General features: G+C 73.0%; 18 protein-coding genes. 8 read left to right on the top strand and 10 right to left on the bottom strand.

What is annotated here, in order from left to right; all coding sequences use genetic code 11:
• Window positions 1-53 precede the first annotated feature (53 nt).
• Window positions 54-1,037, bottom strand: coding sequence for a LysR substrate-binding domain-containing protein (locus ACFVQZ_RS21180; protein ID WP_383624810.1), 984 nt, complete (start codon window positions 1,035-1,037; stop codon window positions 54-56).
• Window positions 1,038-1,170: 133 nt separating this feature from the next.
• Here ACFVQZ_RS21180 and ACFVQZ_RS21175 point away from each other — a divergent pair, with 133 nt between their 5' ends.
• Together ACFVQZ_RS21175 and ACFVQZ_RS21170 are read left to right on the top strand one after the other, a co-directional pair.
• Entirely contained in the window at window positions 1,171-1,725 is a 555-nt protein-coding gene (locus ACFVQZ_RS21175; protein ID WP_030498145.1) for a peroxiredoxin, read from the top strand.
• Between the two features lie 2 nt (window positions 1,726-1,727).
• Window positions 1,728-2,261: an alkyl hydroperoxide reductase gene (locus ACFVQZ_RS21170; RefSeq protein ID WP_030498144.1), complete on the top strand. Its 534-nt coding sequence runs from the start codon at window positions 1,728-1,730 to the stop codon at window positions 2,259-2,261.
• Between the two features lie 84 nt (window positions 2,262-2,345).
• Here the strand turns inward: ACFVQZ_RS21170 and ACFVQZ_RS21165 are convergent, their stop codons facing one another.
• The 5 genes from ACFVQZ_RS21165 to ACFVQZ_RS21145 form a co-directional block, all read right to left on the bottom strand.
• On the bottom strand, window positions 2,346-3,023 hold the full coding sequence (locus ACFVQZ_RS21165) for a hypothetical protein (RefSeq protein WP_030498143.1): 678 nt from the start codon (window positions 3,021-3,023) through the stop codon (window positions 2,346-2,348).
• On the bottom strand, window positions 3,020-4,429 hold the full coding sequence (locus tag ACFVQZ_RS21160; RefSeq protein ID WP_383624805.1) for an AI-2E family transporter: 1,410 nt from the start codon (window positions 4,427-4,429) through the stop codon (window positions 3,020-3,022). The genes ACFVQZ_RS21165 and ACFVQZ_RS21160 overlap by 4 nt, the downstream gene beginning before the upstream one ends.
• A 99-nt stretch (window positions 4,430-4,528) precedes the next feature.
• Window positions 4,529-5,266 (bottom strand): transglycosylase SLT domain-containing protein, encoded by a 738-nt coding sequence (locus tag ACFVQZ_RS21155; protein ID WP_030498141.1) that lies wholly within the window; start codon window positions 5,264-5,266, stop codon window positions 4,529-4,531.
• A gap of 389 nt (window positions 5,267-5,655) precedes the next feature.
• Window positions 5,656-6,981: a PhoH family protein gene (locus tag ACFVQZ_RS21150; protein ID WP_030498140.1), complete on the bottom strand. Its 1,326-nt coding sequence runs from the start codon at window positions 6,979-6,981 to the stop codon at window positions 5,656-5,658.
• A gap of 311 nt (window positions 6,982-7,292) precedes the next feature.
• Entirely contained in the window at window positions 7,293-8,054 is a 762-nt protein-coding gene (locus tag ACFVQZ_RS21145; RefSeq protein WP_030498139.1) for an isoprenyl transferase, read from the bottom strand.
• A gap of 129 nt (window positions 8,055-8,183) precedes the next feature.
• On the opposite strand from ACFVQZ_RS21145, the gene mgrA reads away from it, so the two are divergent.
• Window positions 8,184-9,221, top strand: a complete 1,038-nt coding sequence (mgrA, locus tag ACFVQZ_RS21140; protein WP_383624800.1) for an L-glyceraldehyde 3-phosphate reductase — start codon at window positions 8,184-8,186, stop codon at window positions 9,219-9,221.
• Between the two features lie 330 nt (window positions 9,222-9,551).
• Here the strand turns inward: mgrA and ACFVQZ_RS21135 are convergent, their stop codons facing one another.
• Entirely contained in the window at window positions 9,552-10,289 is a 738-nt protein-coding gene (locus ACFVQZ_RS21135) for a prepilin peptidase (protein ID WP_383624798.1), read from the bottom strand.
• 29 nt (window positions 10,290-10,318) lie between these two features.
• On the opposite strand from ACFVQZ_RS21135, the gene ACFVQZ_RS21130 reads away from it, so the two are divergent.
• Window positions 10,319-10,723 carry a DUF192 domain-containing protein gene (locus ACFVQZ_RS21130; RefSeq protein ID WP_383624795.1) on the top strand — a complete coding sequence of 135 codons (405 nt, stop codon included), beginning with the start codon at window positions 10,319-10,321 and terminating at the stop codon, window positions 10,721-10,723.
• Window positions 10,724-10,734: 11 nt separating this feature from the next.
• Here ACFVQZ_RS21130 and ACFVQZ_RS21125 read toward each other — a convergent pair whose 3' ends face one another.
• Both ACFVQZ_RS21125 and ACFVQZ_RS21120 read right to left on the bottom strand, forming a co-directional pair.
• A complete protein-coding gene (locus ACFVQZ_RS21125; protein WP_383624792.1) occupies window positions 10,735-11,859 on the bottom strand; it encodes a mannosyltransferase family protein in 1,125 nt (374 codons plus the stop codon).
• A gap of 51 nt (window positions 11,860-11,910) precedes the next feature.
• Window positions 11,911-12,252: a hypothetical protein gene (locus ACFVQZ_RS21120; protein WP_030498160.1), complete on the bottom strand. Its 342-nt coding sequence runs from the start codon at window positions 12,250-12,252 to the stop codon at window positions 11,911-11,913.
• 292 nt (window positions 12,253-12,544) lie between these two features.
• On the opposite strand from ACFVQZ_RS21120, the gene ACFVQZ_RS21115 reads away from it, so the two are divergent.
• The 4 genes from ACFVQZ_RS21115 to ACFVQZ_RS21100 all read left to right on the top strand — a co-directional run bounded on the left by ACFVQZ_RS21115 (window position 12,545) and on the right by ACFVQZ_RS21100 (window position 15,471).
• Window positions 12,545-13,414: an endonuclease domain-containing protein gene (locus ACFVQZ_RS21115; RefSeq protein ID WP_383624788.1), complete on the top strand. Its 870-nt coding sequence runs from the start codon at window positions 12,545-12,547 to the stop codon at window positions 13,412-13,414.
• A gap of 166 nt (window positions 13,415-13,580) precedes the next feature.
• Window positions 13,581-14,114, top strand: a complete 534-nt coding sequence (locus ACFVQZ_RS21110) for a DUF6232 family protein (RefSeq protein WP_030498162.1) — start codon at window positions 13,581-13,583, stop codon at window positions 14,112-14,114.
• Between the two features lies 1 nt (window position 14,115).
• Window positions 14,116-14,457, top strand: a complete 342-nt coding sequence (locus ACFVQZ_RS21105; RefSeq protein WP_383624784.1) for a hypothetical protein — start codon at window positions 14,116-14,118, stop codon at window positions 14,455-14,457.
• A gap of 267 nt (window positions 14,458-14,724) precedes the next feature.
• Window positions 14,725-15,471 (top strand): hypothetical protein, encoded by a 747-nt coding sequence (locus tag ACFVQZ_RS21100; RefSeq protein WP_383624781.1) that lies wholly within the window; start codon window positions 14,725-14,727, stop codon window positions 15,469-15,471.
• A gap of 55 nt (window positions 15,472-15,526) precedes the next feature.
• Here ACFVQZ_RS21100 and ACFVQZ_RS21095 read toward each other — a convergent pair whose 3' ends face one another.
• Window positions 15,527-16,165 carry an OmpA family protein gene (locus ACFVQZ_RS21095; protein WP_383624778.1) on the bottom strand — a complete coding sequence of 213 codons (639 nt, stop codon included), beginning with the start codon at window positions 16,163-16,165 and terminating at the stop codon, window positions 15,527-15,529.
• Window position 16,166: the final 1 nt, after the last annotated feature.

The following is a 16,166-nucleotide window of genomic DNA, read 5'->3' as shown; positions in this document are numbered from 1 at the left end:
GGCGCGGGTTCCCGGCATCGGGGGGTGCCGGGAACCCGCGCCCGCGCGTGCGCTCAGGCGTCGCCGCCGTCGGGGCCGAGGACCCGTACGGGCAGCGAGGACAGCTCCTCTCGCAGCGCCTCGGCCAGCTCCTCGAACTCGGACTGGCGGGCCGCGCCGGACCGCATCGCGAGGGCGATCCGGCGGCTGGGGGCCGGGGCGGTGAAGGTGCCGGTGCGCAGGGCCGGGTCGCGGGCGGTCTCGACGGTGACGGCGGTGCGCGGCAGCAGGGTGACGCCGAGCCCGCCGGCGACCAGCTGCACCAGGGTCGACAGGCCGGCCGCGGTGGTGGTGACCTCGGCGCCGTCCTCGCGCCCGGCCTCCCGGCACACGTCGAGGGCCTGGTCGCGCAGGCAGTGCCCCTCGTCGAGCAGCAGCAGCCGCAGCTCCCGCAGGGCGTCGCGGGGGATGTCGTCGCGGCCGGCGAGCGGGTGCTCCTGGCCGGTGACGAGCACGAAGTCCTCGTCGAAGAGCGGGAGCTCGGTGACGCCGGGGGCACCGAGCGGGACGGCGAGGAGCAGCAGGTCGAGCCGGCCGGCGGCCAGGCCCTCCAGGAGCGAGGAGGTCTGCTCCTCGTGGACCTGGAGGTCGAGCTCGGGGTAGCGGCGGTGGGTCAGGCGCAGCACGGCCGGCAGCAGATAGGGCGCGACGGTGGGGATGACGCCGAGCCGGAGCACGCCGGTGAAGGGGGCGCGGGCGCCCTCGGCCTCCTCCATCAGTTCGGCGACGGCGTCGAGGACGGCCCGGGTGCGGACCGCGAGCCGTTCGCCGGCGGGCGAGAGCAGCACCTTCCGGGTGGTCCGCTCCAGGAGCTGGACACCGAGTGCCTCTTCGAGGGCCGAAACCGCGCCCGACAGCGCGGGCTGGCTCATGCCGATGGCGGCTGCCGCGTCCCGGAAGTGCAAGTGCTCGGCGACCGCCGCGAAGGCCCTGAGCTGGGACAAGCTGGGCTGTTTGGCGCGCGGGGGGCCGTGCGGGGGGAGGTACGGGGAAGCCACTGATAACCACCTTCGATCAACACGACCCACTCTAGCTATTTCCCTGATCAATGCACCGCGTGCCATCCTGTGATCCGTCCAACCCCTCATGGAAGCCCCCAAAAGGGACCCTTCCGATCTGCAAGGAGAGCGTGTGCTCACTGTCGGTGACCAGTTCCCCACCTACGACCTGACCGCCTGCGTGTCGCTGGAGAGCGGCAAGGAGTTCGCGCAGATCGACCACAAGTCCTACGAGGGCAAGTGGCGTGTGGTGTTCTTCTGGCCGAAGGACTTCACCTTCGTCTGCCCGACCGAGATCGCCGCGTTCGGCAAGCTGAACGACGAGTTCGCCGACCGCGACGCCCAGATCCTCGGTGTCTCCGGCGACTCCGAGTTCGTGCACCACGCCTGGCGCAAGGACCACGACGACCTGCGTGACCTGCCCTTCCCGATGCTCGCCGACTCGAAGCACGAGCTCATGCGCGACTGCGGCGTCGAGGGCGAGGACGGCTTCGCCCAGCGCGCCGTCTTCATCGTGGACCCGAACAACGAGATCCAGTTCACCATGGTGACCGCCGGTTCCGTGGGCCGTAACCCCAAGGAGGTCCTGCGGGTCCTCGACGCCCTGCAGACCGACGAGCTGTGCCCCTGCAACTGGAGCAAGGGCGAGGACACCCTCGACCCGGTCAAGCTCCTGGCCGGTGAGTGAGCATGGCGCTCGATGAGCTGAAGGCCGCCGTACCGGACTTCGCCAAGGACCTGAAGCTGAACCTCGGCTCGGTCATCGGCAACAGCGAGCTCCCGCAGCAGCAGCTGTGGGGCACGGTGCTGGCCTGCGCGATCGCCTCGCGCTCGCCGAAGGTGCTGAAGGAGCTGGAGCCCGAGGCCCAGGCGAACCTGAAGCCCGAGGCGTACCAGGCCGCCAAGTCCGCCGCCGCGATCATGGCGATGAACAACGTCTTCTACCGGACCCGGCACCTGCTGTCGGACCCCGAGTACGGGACGATGCGGGCCGGCCTGCGGATGAACGTCATCGGCAACCCGGGCGTCGAGAAGGTCGACTTCGAGCTCTGGTCGCTGGCCGTCTCCGCGATCAACGGCTGCGGCCAGTGCCTGGACTCGCACGAGCAGGTCCTGCGCAAGGCCGGCGTCGACCGCGAGACGATCCAGGAGGCGTTCAAGATCGCCGCGGTGATCCAGGCGGTCGCCGTCACCCTGGACGCCGAGGCCGTCCTCGCCGAGTAGGCGGGACACCCCGGTACCGGGACCCCGGTCCGCGGAAGGGCCCCGGAGCACACGCTGCTCCGGGGCCCTTCTCCGTACCCGCCGCTACTTCTTCTTCAGCGCCGCCATCAGGGCGAGGACGTCCTGGGTCATCGGCACGTCGACCCCGGACAGGTCGGGCGCCCCCTGCCCCGTGACCTCCCCGTCCTCACCCCCGTAGTACGTCCGGTACGCCTCGATCTCCAGGACGGCCGGGCCGTCGAGGACCCGCAGCACCCCGCCGTCCTCGCCGGCGTCGCCGAAGAACGCCCGCTCGCCGACGCCGCCGACCGGCTGCGTCAGGTCCGAGGTCCGGGCCAGCGCCTCGAACTCGGGCTCCGGGTCGCTGCGGCGGTGCAGGCTGTAGGTGACGGTGACGCTCTGCTCGCGGTCGCCCTCGCCGAAGTTGACGACGCAGGTGCGGATCTCCAGCGCCGGATCGCGCACCTCGGGGCCGGTGCCGTCGGCGCCGCGCTCGCCGAGCACGGCGCCCATGCCCTTCAGTTCCGCCCGCGCGCACAGGTCGTCGACCGCCTGGTAGCCGCGCGCGTCCACGCCGTCGTCCTGCCGCACGGGCCCGTACGCGTACAGCCCGGCGCCCCACACCGCGGACGCGGTCACCGCCCCGCCGAGCGCCCACAGCCAGGGCCGGCGGCCGCGCGGCGGGCGCGGCGCCCGCTCCTCCGTCAGCACCTCGGCCGTCTCGAAGGGGGTGCCGCCCTCCAGTTCGGGTTCGGAGATCACGCCTCGCCCTTCCGCTCCGGCGAGCCGGGCGCCGGCGTGGGCGCCACCGCGAAGGCGGTCGCGCCGCGCGGCTCGGCGGCGGTGAGCAGCGCCGGCTCGTGGCTCCACGCCCGCAGGTAGCCGACCACGGTGTTGGCGACCGCGACCAGCGGCACGGCGACGACGGCGCCGCCGATGCCGGCGGTCAGACCGCCGGCGGCGACCGCGAGCACGACGGCCAGCGGATGGACGCGGACGGCCCGGCCGAGGATGAACGGCTGGAGGACGTGGCCCTCGATCTGCTGCACGGCGAGCACGACCACGAGGACCATCAGCGCGGTGAACACCCCGTTGGTGACGAGCGCGACCAGCACCGCGAGCGCGCCGGAGATGACCGCGCCGACGAGCGGGATGAAGGCGAAGAGGAAGATGAAGACGGCCAGCGGGACCGCCATCGGCACGTCGAGGAAGTACAGGCCGAGGCCGATGAACACGGCGTCGATGAGCGCGACGAGCACGGTGCCGCGCACATAGGCGGTGAGGGTGCGCCAGGCGCGCGGCCCGGCGCCGGCGACGCCCGGCCTGGCCTGCGCGGGGACGAGCTTGAGCGTCCACTCCCAGACCTTCTTCCCGTCGTACAGCAGGAAGAGGGTGGAGAACATGGCGAGCAGGATGCCGGTCATCGTCTCGACGATGACGGTGACGCCCTGGAGCCCGGCGGAGGTGATCTGCTCGGCGTTGGCGCCGATGGTGTCGCTCAGGTTCTTGGCGATGTCGTTGATCTGGCGCTCGGTCACGTGGAAGGGGCTGTCCAGGAGCCAGCGCTTCAGCTCCTCGATGCCGTCCCTGACCCGGTCGGTGAGGTTGTCGATGTTGTCCATCACCTGCCACACCACGAACCAGCCGACCAGGCCCATCACGACGAAGCCGGAGATGGCGGTGATGGCGGTGGCGAGCCCCCGCGGCACGCCCATGGACCGCAGCCGGGCGACGGTCGGCTGGAGCAGCGCGGTCACCAGGAGCGCGGCGACGAAGGCGAGGACGACGAGCTGGACGGAGCTGATGACCCGCATCAGCACCCAGACGGTGCCGGCGAGGACGAGCAGCCGCCAGCCGGCCTCGCCGGCGACCCGCAGCCCCCACGGGATCGCGGAGACCGGGTCGGGCCGGGCGGGCACGGCGGGGGCGTAGGCGGGCGGGGCGGGGACGGTACGGCCCTCGGCGACGGCGGCCGGCGCCCCGGCGGGGCCCTCGGCCGGCGCTCCGGCGGGGGGCGCGGTCTCCGGAGCGGGCGTCACCGGCGGGCGCTCGTACGGCGGTCCGGCCGGCTCGGGCCGCTCGGCCTCCGCGCGCCGGGCGCTCAGTTCGCTCCCGATCCTGCTGATGCCCGCGCCCAGTCGGTTCACCCAGCCTGGCAGTCTCGACATCTCGCCCCTCTTCCCCCGTTCGGTCCCTGGCAACCTACACGCAGGGAGCCCCGCACCGTAGGACGGTGCGGGGCTCGCCCGGGTTGAGCGCGCGCCGGTCTAGTACCAGCGGTTGGCCTGCCAGAACGACCAGGCGCCGCAGGGGCTGCCGTACCGGCCGTTCATGTAGCTGAGGCCCCACTTGATCTGGGTGGCGGGGTTGGTCTGCCAGTCGGCGCCGGCCGAGGACATCTTGCTGCCCGGCAGCGCCTGGACGAGGCCGTAGGCGCCGGAGGACGGGTTGACGGCCCGGTAGTTCCAGCCGGACTCGTGGTCCACGATGTTGCTGAAGCACTGGAACTGCGAGGCCGGGATCATCTGGCGGGCCATCGCCTTGACCTCGGAGACGGAGTACGAGCCCTGGGCGGCGAAGCTCGACGCGTCGCGGACGGCGTCGCGGCTGGCGCGCTCCTGCTCCGCCTTCTCGCGGGCCTCCCGCGCTTCGCGCTCCTCGCGCTCCTTGCGCTCCTGCTCGGCCTTCTCGTCGGCGGCCTTCTTCTTCGCCTCCGCGTCCTGGGCGGCCTTGAGGCGGGCGGCCTCCTCGGCGCTCTTCCGGGCGGTGGCGTCCGCGGCGGCGGCCTGGACGTCGGCCTGCTCCGCGAGGGAGGCGACCTGCACCTGCGCCTGCGAACCCGCGGGAATGTCCGCGAGCAGGGTGGTGTCGGCCGCGGTGGCCTCGAAGTTGTCGTCCGAAGTGGCCTGGGCGGCGTTGCCCGTGGCAACTCCGACGACGGCGCCGACGGTGGTGACCGCAGTGGCAGACGCCACGGCGAATCCCCGGACCGAGATCCGGCTCACACGGTTTCCTTCCAGCATCGCCCGCACCGGTGACCTCGCGGGCGAAATCGTGCCCCTGGCGCTGGTCTTCGTCGTACCGGGTCACAGAAGACACGGGCCCGTGGTGCTGTGGGCGGCATACGGCGGCGAGTGTGGAGTTGTGGTGCTGCGGTGTGCCCCTTCGAACGCTCGAAGGGGCACGGGTGCCGTATGCGGGGCCTGACGGAAGCAAGACTTTGCCGGAAGCGGACGCCGCAAGGCAATTCCGTGTTGCGTGTGAAAGCTCACACCTCTTGGGACGCAGGTCTTTTGGCGGATGTCGCGGACACGGAGGCGCCGCCCGGCTAAGCTCCTGCGCTTCGCCGGGCGGCGCCAACTCCCGTACGGGAGCCAAACGGTACGAATCAGGCCTACAGGTGCCCGTCCTCCAGCATCTCGGTGACCAGGGCCGCGATCGGCGACCGCTCCGAACGGGTCAGGGTGACGTGCGCGAAGAGCGGATGCCCCTTCAGTTTCTCGACCACGGCGACCACTCCGTCGTACCGCCCCACCCGCAGGTTGTCCCGCTGGGCGACGTCATGGGTGAGCACCACCCGCGAATTCGCCCCGATGCGGGACAGAACGGTCAGCAGGACGTTCCGCTCCAGGGACTGGGCCTCGTCCACGATGACGAACGCGTCGTGGAGCGAGCGGCCCCGGATGTGGGTGAGCGGAAGGACCTCCAGCATCCCCCGGGACAGCACCTCCTCGATCACCTCGCGCCCGGCGACCGACGACAGCGTGTCGAAGACCGCCTGCGCCCACGGGCTCATCTTCTCGGACTCGCTGCCCGGCAGATAGCCGAGGTCCTGCCCGCCGACCGCGTACAGCGGACGGAAGACCATCACCTTCTGGTGCTGACGGCGCTCCAGGACCGCTTCCAGGCCCGCGCAGAGCGCGAGCGCCGACTTGCCGGTGCCGGCCCGGCCGCCCATCGAGATGATGCCGACGTCCGGGTCGAGCAGCAGGTCGAGCGCGATCCGCTGCTCGGCGCTGCGGCCCCGGATCCCGAACGCCTCCCGGTCGCCGCGGACAAGCCGCACGTTCCCGTCGGCGCCGACCCGCCCGAGCGCCTTGCCGCGCTCCGACTGGAGCACCAGGCCGGTGTGGACGGGCAGCTCGGCCGCCTCCGGCACGTACAGCCGCTCCTCGTCGTACAGCAGGTCCACCTGCTCGGCGGAGAGGCTCAGCTCGGACATCCCGGTCCAGCCGTTGGCGTCCGTGATGGCGAGCTCGGCGCGGTACTCCTCGGCGAGCAGGCCCACCGAGGACGCCTTGATGCGCAGCGGCAGGTCCTTGGAGACCACCGTGACGTCGTAGCCCTCCGCCTGGAGGTTGCGCGCGACCGCGAGGATCCGGGAGTCGTTGTCGCCCAGCCGGTAGCCGGCCGGCAGCACACCGGGGTCGGAGTGGTTGAGCTCGACCCGCAGCGTGCCGCCGAGGTCCCCGATGGGCAGGGGGGCGTCGAGCCGCCCGTACCGCACCCGGAAGTCGTCCAGCAGGCGCAGCGCCTGACGGGCGAAGTACCCGAGCTCGGGGTGGTGCCGCTTGGCCTCCAGCTCGGTCACCACCACGATCGGGAGCACGACCTCGTGCTCCTCGAAGCGGGACATCGCCTTGGGGTCGGCGAGCAGGACGCTGGTGTCGAGAACATAGGTGCGCCGGTCGGAAAGACGGCGCTTCGTGCTGGTCACCACGGAAGGACAGACCCCCTCTGAAGACCCGAAAAAGGCCGGGGTGCGACGGAATCACCGTTGTCGCGGCGGAATGGGACCGGGATCGGACCGCCGAGCGCGGGCCGAACACCGGCCCTCCGCTTCTCCCGTGCGTGTCCCGCACGGTCGTCCTGGTGCAAGGGGCCTCCCGGGTGGCGGTCTCCGTGCCGCTCACTTCACCAGGCTTATTCCCTTGAACACTCCTCGCCATGCCACGGCCTATGACGGCGCGTTCATGAACGTCCGGTGACTCCTCCGGGACCCGTGTTCCGCGCGGAGAGGGGGCGCGGGCCTCAGGTGCCGTAGCGCCGGTGCCGGGCGGCGTAGTCGCGCAGCGCGCGCAGGAAGTCGACCTTGCGGAAGGCCGGCCAGTGGACCTCGCAGAAGTAGTACTCCGAGTGGGCGCTCTGCCACAGCATGAAGCCGGAGAGGCGCTGCTCGCCGCTGGTGCGGATCACCAAGTCCGGGTCGGGCTGCCCGCGCGTGTACAGGTGCTCCGAGATGAGGTCGATGGAGACCGTCTCGGCCAGCTCCTCGAAGCTGGTGCCGCGCTCGGCGTGGTCGAGGAGGAGCGAGCGGACCGCGTCCGCGATCTCCTGCCGGCCGCCGTAGCCGACGGCGACGTTGACCAGTATCCCGGTGTTGGTGCGGGTGGCCTCCTGGGCCTCCTTGAGGACCGTCTGCGTCCGGGACGGCAGCAGGTCCATGGTGCCGACGTGGTGCACCCGCCAGCGGCCGTCGGCGGCGAGCGCCCGCACCGCGTTCTCGATGATGCCGAGCAGCGGGACCAGCTGCTCCTCGGGGCGGTTCAGGTTGTCCGTGGAGAGCATCCAGAGCGTGACGACCTCGACGTCGGTCTCGGCGCACCAGCCGAGCAGCTCCTGGATCTTGTCCGCGCCGGCCTTGTGTCCCTGCTCGGGCGTCCCGCCGGACGCCTTGGCCCAGCGCCGGTTGCCGTCCAGGATGACGCCGATGTGCTTGGGCACCTGGTCGTGGTCGAGACGGCCTTCCACCCGGCGTGCGTAGAGCCCGTACACCAGGTCGCGCAGGTTCACTGTTCTTTACCCCTCCATGGGCGGGCGGTTCGCAAGCCGCCACACTACTGCGGTCGGATGAAGGGTCCCAGTCCGGGCGTGTCACAACTCCGTCCGGTTGTGTCACAGCTCCGTGATAAGCAGAGACACGTGACTGAATCCCCCCTCTACCGCGCCGCCGCCGAGCGTTACGACTCCATGGAGTACCGCCGCTCGGGCCGCAGCGGACTCAAGCTCCCCGCCGTCTCCCTGGGCCTCTGGCACAACTTCGGCGACGACCGCACGCTCGACTCGCAGCGGGCGATCCTCCGCCGCGCCTTCGACCTCGGCGTCACCCACTTCGACCTGGCGAACAACTACGGGCCGCCGCCCGGCTCCGCCGAGCTGAACTTCGGCAAGATCTTCGCCCAGGACTTCGCGTCCTACCGGGACGAGCTGATCGTCTCGACGAAGGCGGGCTATCTGATGCACCCCGGCCCGTACGGCGAGTGGGGCTCCCGGAAGTACCTGATGTCCTCGCTCGACGCCTCCCTGAAGCGGATGGGCCTCGACCACGTCGACATCTTCTACTCGCACCGCTTCGACCCGGAGACCCCGCTGGAGGAGACCATGGGGGCGCTCGCCTCCGCGGTCCAGCAGGGCAAGGCGCTGTACGTCGGCGTCTCCTCGTACAACGCGGAGCAGACCGCCGAGGCGGCGCGGCTGCTCAAGGAGATGGGCGTCCCGGCCCTGATCCACCAGCCCTCGTACTCGATGATCAACCGCTGGATCGAGGACGACGGGCTGCTCGACACGCTGGAGACGGCCGGCATGGGCTGCATCTCCTTCGTACCGCTCGCCCAGGGCCTGCTCACCAACAAGTACCTGAAGGGCATCCCGGAGGGCTCCCGAGCCACCCAGGGCAAGTCCCTCGACCCGAACCTGCTCTCCGACGAGGTACTGCGCCGGCTGCGCGGCCTCGCCGACATCGCGGAGCGGCGCGGGCAGTCGCTGGCCCAGCTGGCGCTGAAGTGGGTGCTGCGCGACCCGCGGATGACGTCGGCCCTGATCGGCGCGTCGAGCGTGGCGCAGCTGGAGGAGAACGTGGCGGCGCTGGCCTCCGCGCCGCTCACCGACGCGGAGCTGAAGGAGATCGACTCCTTCGCCGTCGACACCGAGGGCACCAACATCTGGGCCGGCCGGGGCTGACGCCCGCCCGTCGCGGGAGGGAAAGAGACGGAGAAAGAAAACGGGCCGGTCCGTGGGGGGGATACGGACCGGCCCGAGGGGGGGGTTCCACCATAACCCTTCGCCAGTCGGGTCGCGTGCCACGTGCGCCGAACGGAGCGGCCGGATTTCCCCGGATCCCAGACGCCCCAAGGGCTCCGGGGTTCCGTGGCGGGTTTGCGCCCCGGCGTGGCGGCGGAGTTCCGTCCCTCCGACGGGGGAACGGCCGGTATTGACGCCGCCACCGACAGAGACGGGCGCCACGGGTGGCACGGGTGGCGTGGCGCGCCGCGACCGCCCGGCCCCGCGCGGTCAGGGCTGGGCGGTGAAGGCGCCGAGGGCGAGGCCGAGCAGGGCGCCGGCGAGCATGAACGGCCCGAAGGGGATCAGGGAGGAGCGGCCCGCGCGGCCCAGCAGGACGCGCCCGAAGCCGTACCCGGCGCCGAGCAGGAAGCCCAGGAACGCGCCGGTGAAGAGCACGCCCCAGCCGTACCAGCCGAGGGCGGCGCCCAGCGGCACGGCCAGTTTCACGTCCCCGAAGCCGAGGCCCTGCGGGTTGACGAGGTGCAGCGCGAGATAGCCGCCGCCGAGCGTCGCCGCCCCGAGCAGCGCGTGCGACCAGGAGCCGGCGTCGTACGGCAGCAGCTCGGCTGCCCCGAGCAGCAGCGGCACGGCGGCCGCGAGCGGCAGGGTCACCCCGTCCGGCAGCCGCTGCACCCGGACGTCGACGCAGCCGAGCAGGACGCCGAAGGGCGCGGTCAGCAGCCAGACGGCGAGCTCCGGCCGGGGACCGCCGGTCGCGGCGGCGAGCAGCGCGCACACCAGCGCGGTCAGCAGCGGCGCCGCGGACGGCGCGGGGGTCGTCGCGCACCCGGCGCGGCCGGGTCCGCCGAGCCAGCCGCGGGCCGGGCCGGCGAGCCGGTGCCCGGCCGGGCACAGCTCCCGCCAGGGCTCCCCGGGCTCCACGGAGAGCCGGTACGCGGCCCGCGGCACGAGCAGCCCGGCGGCGGCGCCCCACAGGGCGGCGAGAACGATCAGCGACGGGTACACGCAGCGACCTTAGGGCTAAGGTCGGGCGCATGGGCCGGAGTTGGCGGGACGGGACGGGCACGCTCACGGTGCCGGGCGGTGCGGCCGTACCGCTGGAGATCGCGGCCTCGTACCGGGCGCGGCGGCGCGGGCTGCTAGGCCGGGCCGGGATCGCGGGGGCGATGCTCCTCACCCCGGCGAGCAGCGTGCACACCTTCGGGATGGCCTTCCCGATCGACGTCGCCCACCTGGATCGGGGGCTGCGGGTGCTGTCCGTCGTCACGATGCGCCCGGGCCGCCTCGGGGCGCTCCGCCTCCGCGCCCGGCACGTGCTGGAGGCGGAGGCGGGCACGATGGCCGGCTGGGGGCTGCGGCCGGGGGTGCGGGTGACGGTGGTGGTGGCGGGGGCGGGGGCGGAGGAGGCGCCGGGCGAGGGCAGGGGCGGGGCGGGTTAGGGCGGTCCGGGTCAGGGCGGGCCGGGGCCCAGGAGGGTGAAGGCGCCGTAGCCGGCGGAGGCCATGGCCAGCGCCGCGAGGACGCCGGCGGCGGGGCCGGTACGGAGGCGGGCGAGCGCGGCGGCGGGCGGCAGCAGCAGCCCGAAGGCCGGCATCATCAGGCGCGGCCGGGACCCGAAGTACGCGGCGCCGACCAGCGACAGGACGACCACCCCGGCCGTGTACACGAGCAGCGGCAGCGGCTGGCGCTGCCGCACGCCCAGCACCACCAGCCACACCAGCAGCGCGAGGGCGGCGCACAGGCCGAGCGCCGCGGGCCAGGGCAGGGAGGCGACGAAACGGGCGAGGGCGACGCCGCCGTCGACGGAGTTGCCCCAGCCGGCCTGGACGTCGAAGTAGGCGGTGGCCCGGGACTCGCGGACGCCGACGTATCCGACGTACCCGAGCCAGCCGAGCGGCGCGAGCAGCACCCCGGCCACCGTCCGCCACGGCAGCCGACGGTCCCGGACCAGCGTGACGAGCGCGGTGACGCCGAGGGCGGCGATCAGCGCGGCGGCGGTCGGCCGGGTGAGCCCGGCGCCCGCGCAGAGCAGCCCGGCGAGGATCCACCGCCCGCGCAGCACCGCGTACAGCGACCAGGCGGCGAACGCGGTGAACAACGTCTCCGTGTACGCCATCGACTGCACGAACGCGGTCGGGTACACGCCCCACAGCACCGCCAGCAGCACCCCGGCGCGGGCCGAGACGACGTGCTCGCCGCAGCGGTAGACGCCCCAGGCCGCGGCCAGTGACGCCGTCCACGAGACCAGCAGCCCGGCACCGGCGGCGTCGAGCGGCGAGACGGCGGACAGGATCCGTTCGAGGAGCGGGAACAGCGGGAAGAACGCCAGGTCGGAGTGGACGTCGCCGTTCGGCAGCGTGACCTCGTACCCGTACCCGTGCTCGGCGATCCGCGCGTACCAGACCGCGTCCCACCGCCCGCTCAGCCGGTGGAAGCCGTCCTTCCCGGCCGCGGCGGCGGCCCCGGCGAGGACGGCGAGCCCGAGCAGCCGGGTGCCGGCGTACCCGCCGAGGGCGAGGAGGAGCGGGGACGGGCGGGCGCGGGAACCGGGGCGGGGGGAGGCGGGCGCGGACATGGGGTCGATTATCCGAGGCGCCGCCGTCCCGCCGGCCGGCGGACCCGCTGGTCAGCCCCGGGGCCTCATGCGGCCGAAGCGGGCGGCCATGACCGGGCCGAGCTGGCCGACGATGCCGTGGCCGGGCTCCTGCGGGGAGGGCAGGTCGCCGAGGAAGGACGTCACGATCACCTCGTCGACGGCGGAGTCCCCGCGCCGGATCTGCTCCTCCAGGAAGTCGAGCGTGCGGCGCCAGTCCGGCTCGCCGTCCTCCGCGAGGAAGGAGCGGACGGTGCCCTGGACGACATCCCAGAAGAAGACGTGCGGCAGGACCCCGCCCTGCCGGAAGACGTGGCTCTCGTACGCGCCCCGGAAGGCGGGGACGTGCGCGAGCAGGTCGTGGACGAGCTGCACGCTCGTGGTCGGTTTCGTCGTCGTCGGCGGCGTCGGCGTCATCGGCGTCGGCATCGGCATCGGCGTCGGCGTCGGCATCGGCATCGTGGGAGAAGCGTCGGTCTGAGGTCTGGTGTGCTGCTGCATCGGCGGCCCTGCCCCGGAGCGTTGTGGTGTTTCGGTCCAGAATGCTCCTCCCCCGCGCCCCGGTGCCGACACTTTTACGCTTTCCGGGGACAACGGGCGCGGGGTTGTCCACAGGCGGATATCCACAGGGGTGCGAAGCGTCCCCCGTCCGTGGATCGTTGGGCACATGTACGAGTTGTCGATCCTCGCCCGGGGCGGGGTGCTCCTCACCGTCTGGGCGCTGGCAGCGGGCTGGCCGCCGGGCCGGCTCGCCGCGCGCCTGCGGCGGGACGGCTGGCAGCGGATCTGCCGGGGCGCGTGGGCGGTGCCGGGCAAGGAGACGGACTGGCGGGTCCGGGAGACCGCGCTCCAACTGCTGGGCCCCCGGCGGGTCTGCCGGTACGGGACGGCCGCCCGGCTGCACCGCGTCGAGCTCCTGGCGCCCGCCCCCGACCCCGGCGCGTGCCGCGCCTCCCTGCCGCCGGAGGACGTCTGCCTGCGCCGGGGCCTGCGCGCGACGACGGCCGCGCGGACGGTCGCCGACCTGATACGGGCCTCCGGCAGCAGAGAGGCGGCCGTCGTCGCGGCGGACTCGGCGCTGTCCGGGCGGGTGGCGGAGGGGGTACGGAGAGGGCCGCTGGTCCGGCGCGAGGACCTGGCCACGCAGCTGGCCGTCCGCCGGCCGGGGGCGCCGCGCGCCCGCGCCTGGCTGCGGCTGGCGCACCCGGCGGCGGGCTCGCCGGCGGAGACCGTGGCCCGGCTGCGCATGGCCGACGCCGGCCTCTTCCCCGCGTGCCAGCCGCCGCTGCGGACCCCCGCGGGCCGCCCGCTGCACCCGGACTTCCTCTTCCGGGAGGCGGGACTCGCGGTGGAGGTCGAGGGGTTCGCGTACCACGGCACGCGGCGCGCCCACGAACGGGACATCGCCCGCTTCAACGCCCTCCAGTCCTGTCCGGAGATCCGCCGGGTCCTGCGCTTCACGGCCCGGGAGGTGTTCGCGCACCCGGACCGGATGACCGCCGAGATCCGCACGGCGCTGGCGGAACTGACGCGCTGAGTGCGGGTGCCGGCCGCCGCGTACGCCCGTACGCCCGCGCGCACGCCCGCCGCACGCCCCTGGCGCCGCTCAACACCCATGTCACAGCTTGGTTTTGGCCCCAAGGGGCGCACCCGTTGCTCCGCTAGAGTGAAGCACCGGTTTCCTGCGGAAAGGGGAAGGGCGCATGTCACGCCACAGCCCGGTCGAGGTGCAGATCCACACCGGGTCGCTATGGGTCGGCGGTGACGCGTACCCCCTGCGGAACATCTCGCACGTGGGACAGCGCCGGCTGATTCCCGTGAAGAAGAAGATCGGAAAGGACCTCTTCGTCGGCATCGTGCGCATCTGGCTCGTCCTCGGCTTCGGCGGGGCGCTCGCCCAGGCGTCGAAGGAGACCGTCGCCTACGTCCTGGTGGCCGTCGTCGCCGCGCTGATGGTGTGGCGTCTGGTCGCCAAGGTGCGCCGGCCCCAGCTCCCGGTGCTGTTCGGCCTGATCGTGAACACGGCCGGCACCCAGCGGGACACCGTCTGGAGCACCGAGAAGCACGAGATCGACCACCTCGTGCTGGAGATCACCAAGGCGATCAGCACACCCGGTCAGGCGCAGATGGTCTTCCACGTGCAGCACGCCGTCGCGGGCGACCTGATCCAGCAGTACGGCACGCACAACATCGGAACGGCCCACCACTTCGGCCACGGCAACATCCAGGCAGGGTGATATGAGCGACCAGATCCACCAGTACGGCTCGGGCAACATCGGCAAGGCCGTCCACAGCGGCTCCGGCGACATCGTCGCCGGAGGCAAGACGGTCGGCGCGGCGGCCACCCCCGCGACCGCACTCGACGACCTGCGCACGGCCATCGACGGCCTCCGCGCCCACCTGGACGACACCCGCCGCGCGGAACTCGACGCCGCGGCGGCCGACCTGTCCCCCGAGGCGACGCGGGCCGAACTGGAGGGCCCGCTCACCCGGATCGCCGGCATCGCCGCGCTCGTCGGGGCGGTGGGCGCCCCCGTGGTGACCGCCGTGCAGGCCGTCCTGGCCGCGCTCGGCGGCTGAACTCCCAGGCCAGCGGCCGCCGTCCGGCCGGGAGCCGACCGGACGGTGGTCGCGGGCCACGCGCGGTACAGTCCGTGGGCCACGCGCGATCGACGCCCTGAGGAACGAGGAGCACAGGTGTCCACGGCACCCCCGCCACCGAACAACCCGCCTTACCCGTAACAGGGTTCACCGGCGGGGCATCCGCCTCCGCAGCCGCCCCGGCCGCCGCGGCGCGGATGGTTCGGAAACCTGAGCGAGGGCGGCAAGGTCACGGTCATCGGCGCGGTGATCGTCAGCGTGTCCACGCTGGCCGCCGCGATCCTGCCGTCCGTGCTGTCGTCCGGCGACGGCGGGCCGGCGGACGCGAAGCCGCCGGCGTCGCAGACGACGACCCGGCAGCCGACGCCCACGGAGGAACCGCCCGGCCCCGTCGGCACGCCGACACCGCCGCCCACGCAGGCGCCGACCCCGACCCCGACCCCGACGGCGACGCCGACGGCCGCCGAGTCGGCGACCGGTGCCGGCCCGGACGCCGCCGCGCCCCCGGCCTCCCGCACGTACACGGTCTTCTACCAGGACCAGACGATGGCGCTGGGCCTGCCGCCCGGCGAGGACGTCGGCTCGATCGACTTCGACGTGCCGGCCACCCGCCGCTACTCGGAGACGGAATGGACGGCCGAGAAGGAGAAGGCCGAGCAGTCCGGCGTACCGGTCGTGGCGGACCTGACGTACGCGGACACCTCGTACGGCTACCTGGCCCTGCGCAACGGCCGCAACGCCGCGCAGCTCCAGCCCACCGACCCGTCGGACCGGGCCGCGGACTGCGCGCGGGCGGCGCAGGTCGGCGGCTTCACCGAGGCGGAGATGGACGACTGGCCGCTGCCGGCGCAGACGGTGCTCTGCATCCTCACGGACCAGGGCAACGTCGCCCGGGTGACGATCACCGGCTTCATCGGCGGCCAGAAGGACGGCCTGACCGCGCCGCCCACGCAGATCGCCCTGAAGGTCACCCTCTGGAAGCCGAACGACTGAACGGCTGAACGAACCGGCCGCCGCCCCAGTCGCTTCGGGCGGCGGCCGACGTCGCTCAGGGAGCAGCAGGTAGGGCTGAAGTACGCGGGAAGGAGATCTCCACCCGGCGGTTCTTCTTCCGGCCCTCCTCGGTGCGGTTGTCGGCGATCGGATAGTCCTCGCTGTACCCGCGGATGTCGTACGCGGTCCCCGGGTCCAGCTCGCGCGCGAGCACCTGCTGCACGGCGACGGCCCGCTCCTTGGACAGCTTGAGCCCGTGCTCGTACGTCCCCAGGTTGTCCGTGAACCCGAACACCCGCACCCGCCCGGACCCCTGCGTCCGCACCTCCCCCGCGATGGCGCGGATCCGGGCGGTCGCGGCGGGGCTGAGCTTGGCGCTGTTCTTCGCGAACAGCACCTCGGCCTGGAGCGCGAACGTCACGTCGACGTTCGTGTCCTCCCGCCGCTGCTCGCCCCCCTCCTCCTCGACGATCTGCTTGATGTCCAGCACCTTGGCCGGCGCGAGCGTGGCGCCGTCGGGGAGCATCAGGTTCGGGGAGTTGGGGTCGATGGCGGGCGGCGGGGAGGTGGTGGTGCTGCCGGGCGGATCGTCCCCGTACGCCACACCGTCGCCGAGCGTCCCCGCGCCCACGGTCACGGCCACGACCACGGCCACCGCGGCCAGCCTGCGTCGTCGTCCTGTCGTCGTTGTCATG

The sequence above is a fragment of the Streptomyces sp. NPDC057854 genome, from assembly GCF_042797055.1.
Taxonomy (GTDB): Bacteria; Actinomycetota; Actinomycetes; order Streptomycetales; family Streptomycetaceae; genus Streptomyces.
Note: the sequence above shows the minus strand (reverse complement) of the source record. Positions and strands in the feature narration are given on the sequence as shown.

Bases quoted from the DNA above. Each gene is read 5' to 3' on its own strand.
- ACFVQZ_RS21170 (WP_030498144.1), top strand. From the start codon at position 1,728: ATGGCGCTCGATGAGCTGAAGGCCGCCGTACCGGACTTCGCCAAGGAC.
- ACFVQZ_RS21160 (WP_383624805.1), bottom strand. From the start codon at position 4,429: ATGTCGAGACTGCCAGGCTGGGTGAACCGACTGGGCGCGGGCATCAGC.
- ACFVQZ_RS21130 (WP_383624795.1), top strand. From the start codon at position 10,319: ATGGGCCGGAGTTGGCGGGACGGGACGGGCACGCTCACGGTGCCGGGC.
- ACFVQZ_RS21125 (WP_383624792.1), bottom strand. From the start codon at position 11,859: ATGTCCGCGCCCGCCTCCCCCCGCCCCGGTTCCCGCGCCCGCCCGTCC.
- ACFVQZ_RS21115 (WP_383624788.1), top strand. From the start codon at position 12,545: ATGTACGAGTTGTCGATCCTCGCCCGGGGCGGGGTGCTCCTCACCGTC.
- ACFVQZ_RS21110 (WP_030498162.1), top strand. From the start codon at position 13,581: ATGTCACGCCACAGCCCGGTCGAGGTGCAGATCCACACCGGGTCGCTA.
- ACFVQZ_RS21105 (WP_383624784.1), top strand. From the start codon at position 14,116: ATGAGCGACCAGATCCACCAGTACGGCTCGGGCAACATCGGCAAGGCC.
- ACFVQZ_RS21095 (WP_383624778.1), bottom strand. From the start codon at position 16,165: ATGACAACGACGACAGGACGACGACGCAGGCTGGCCGCGGTGGCCGTG.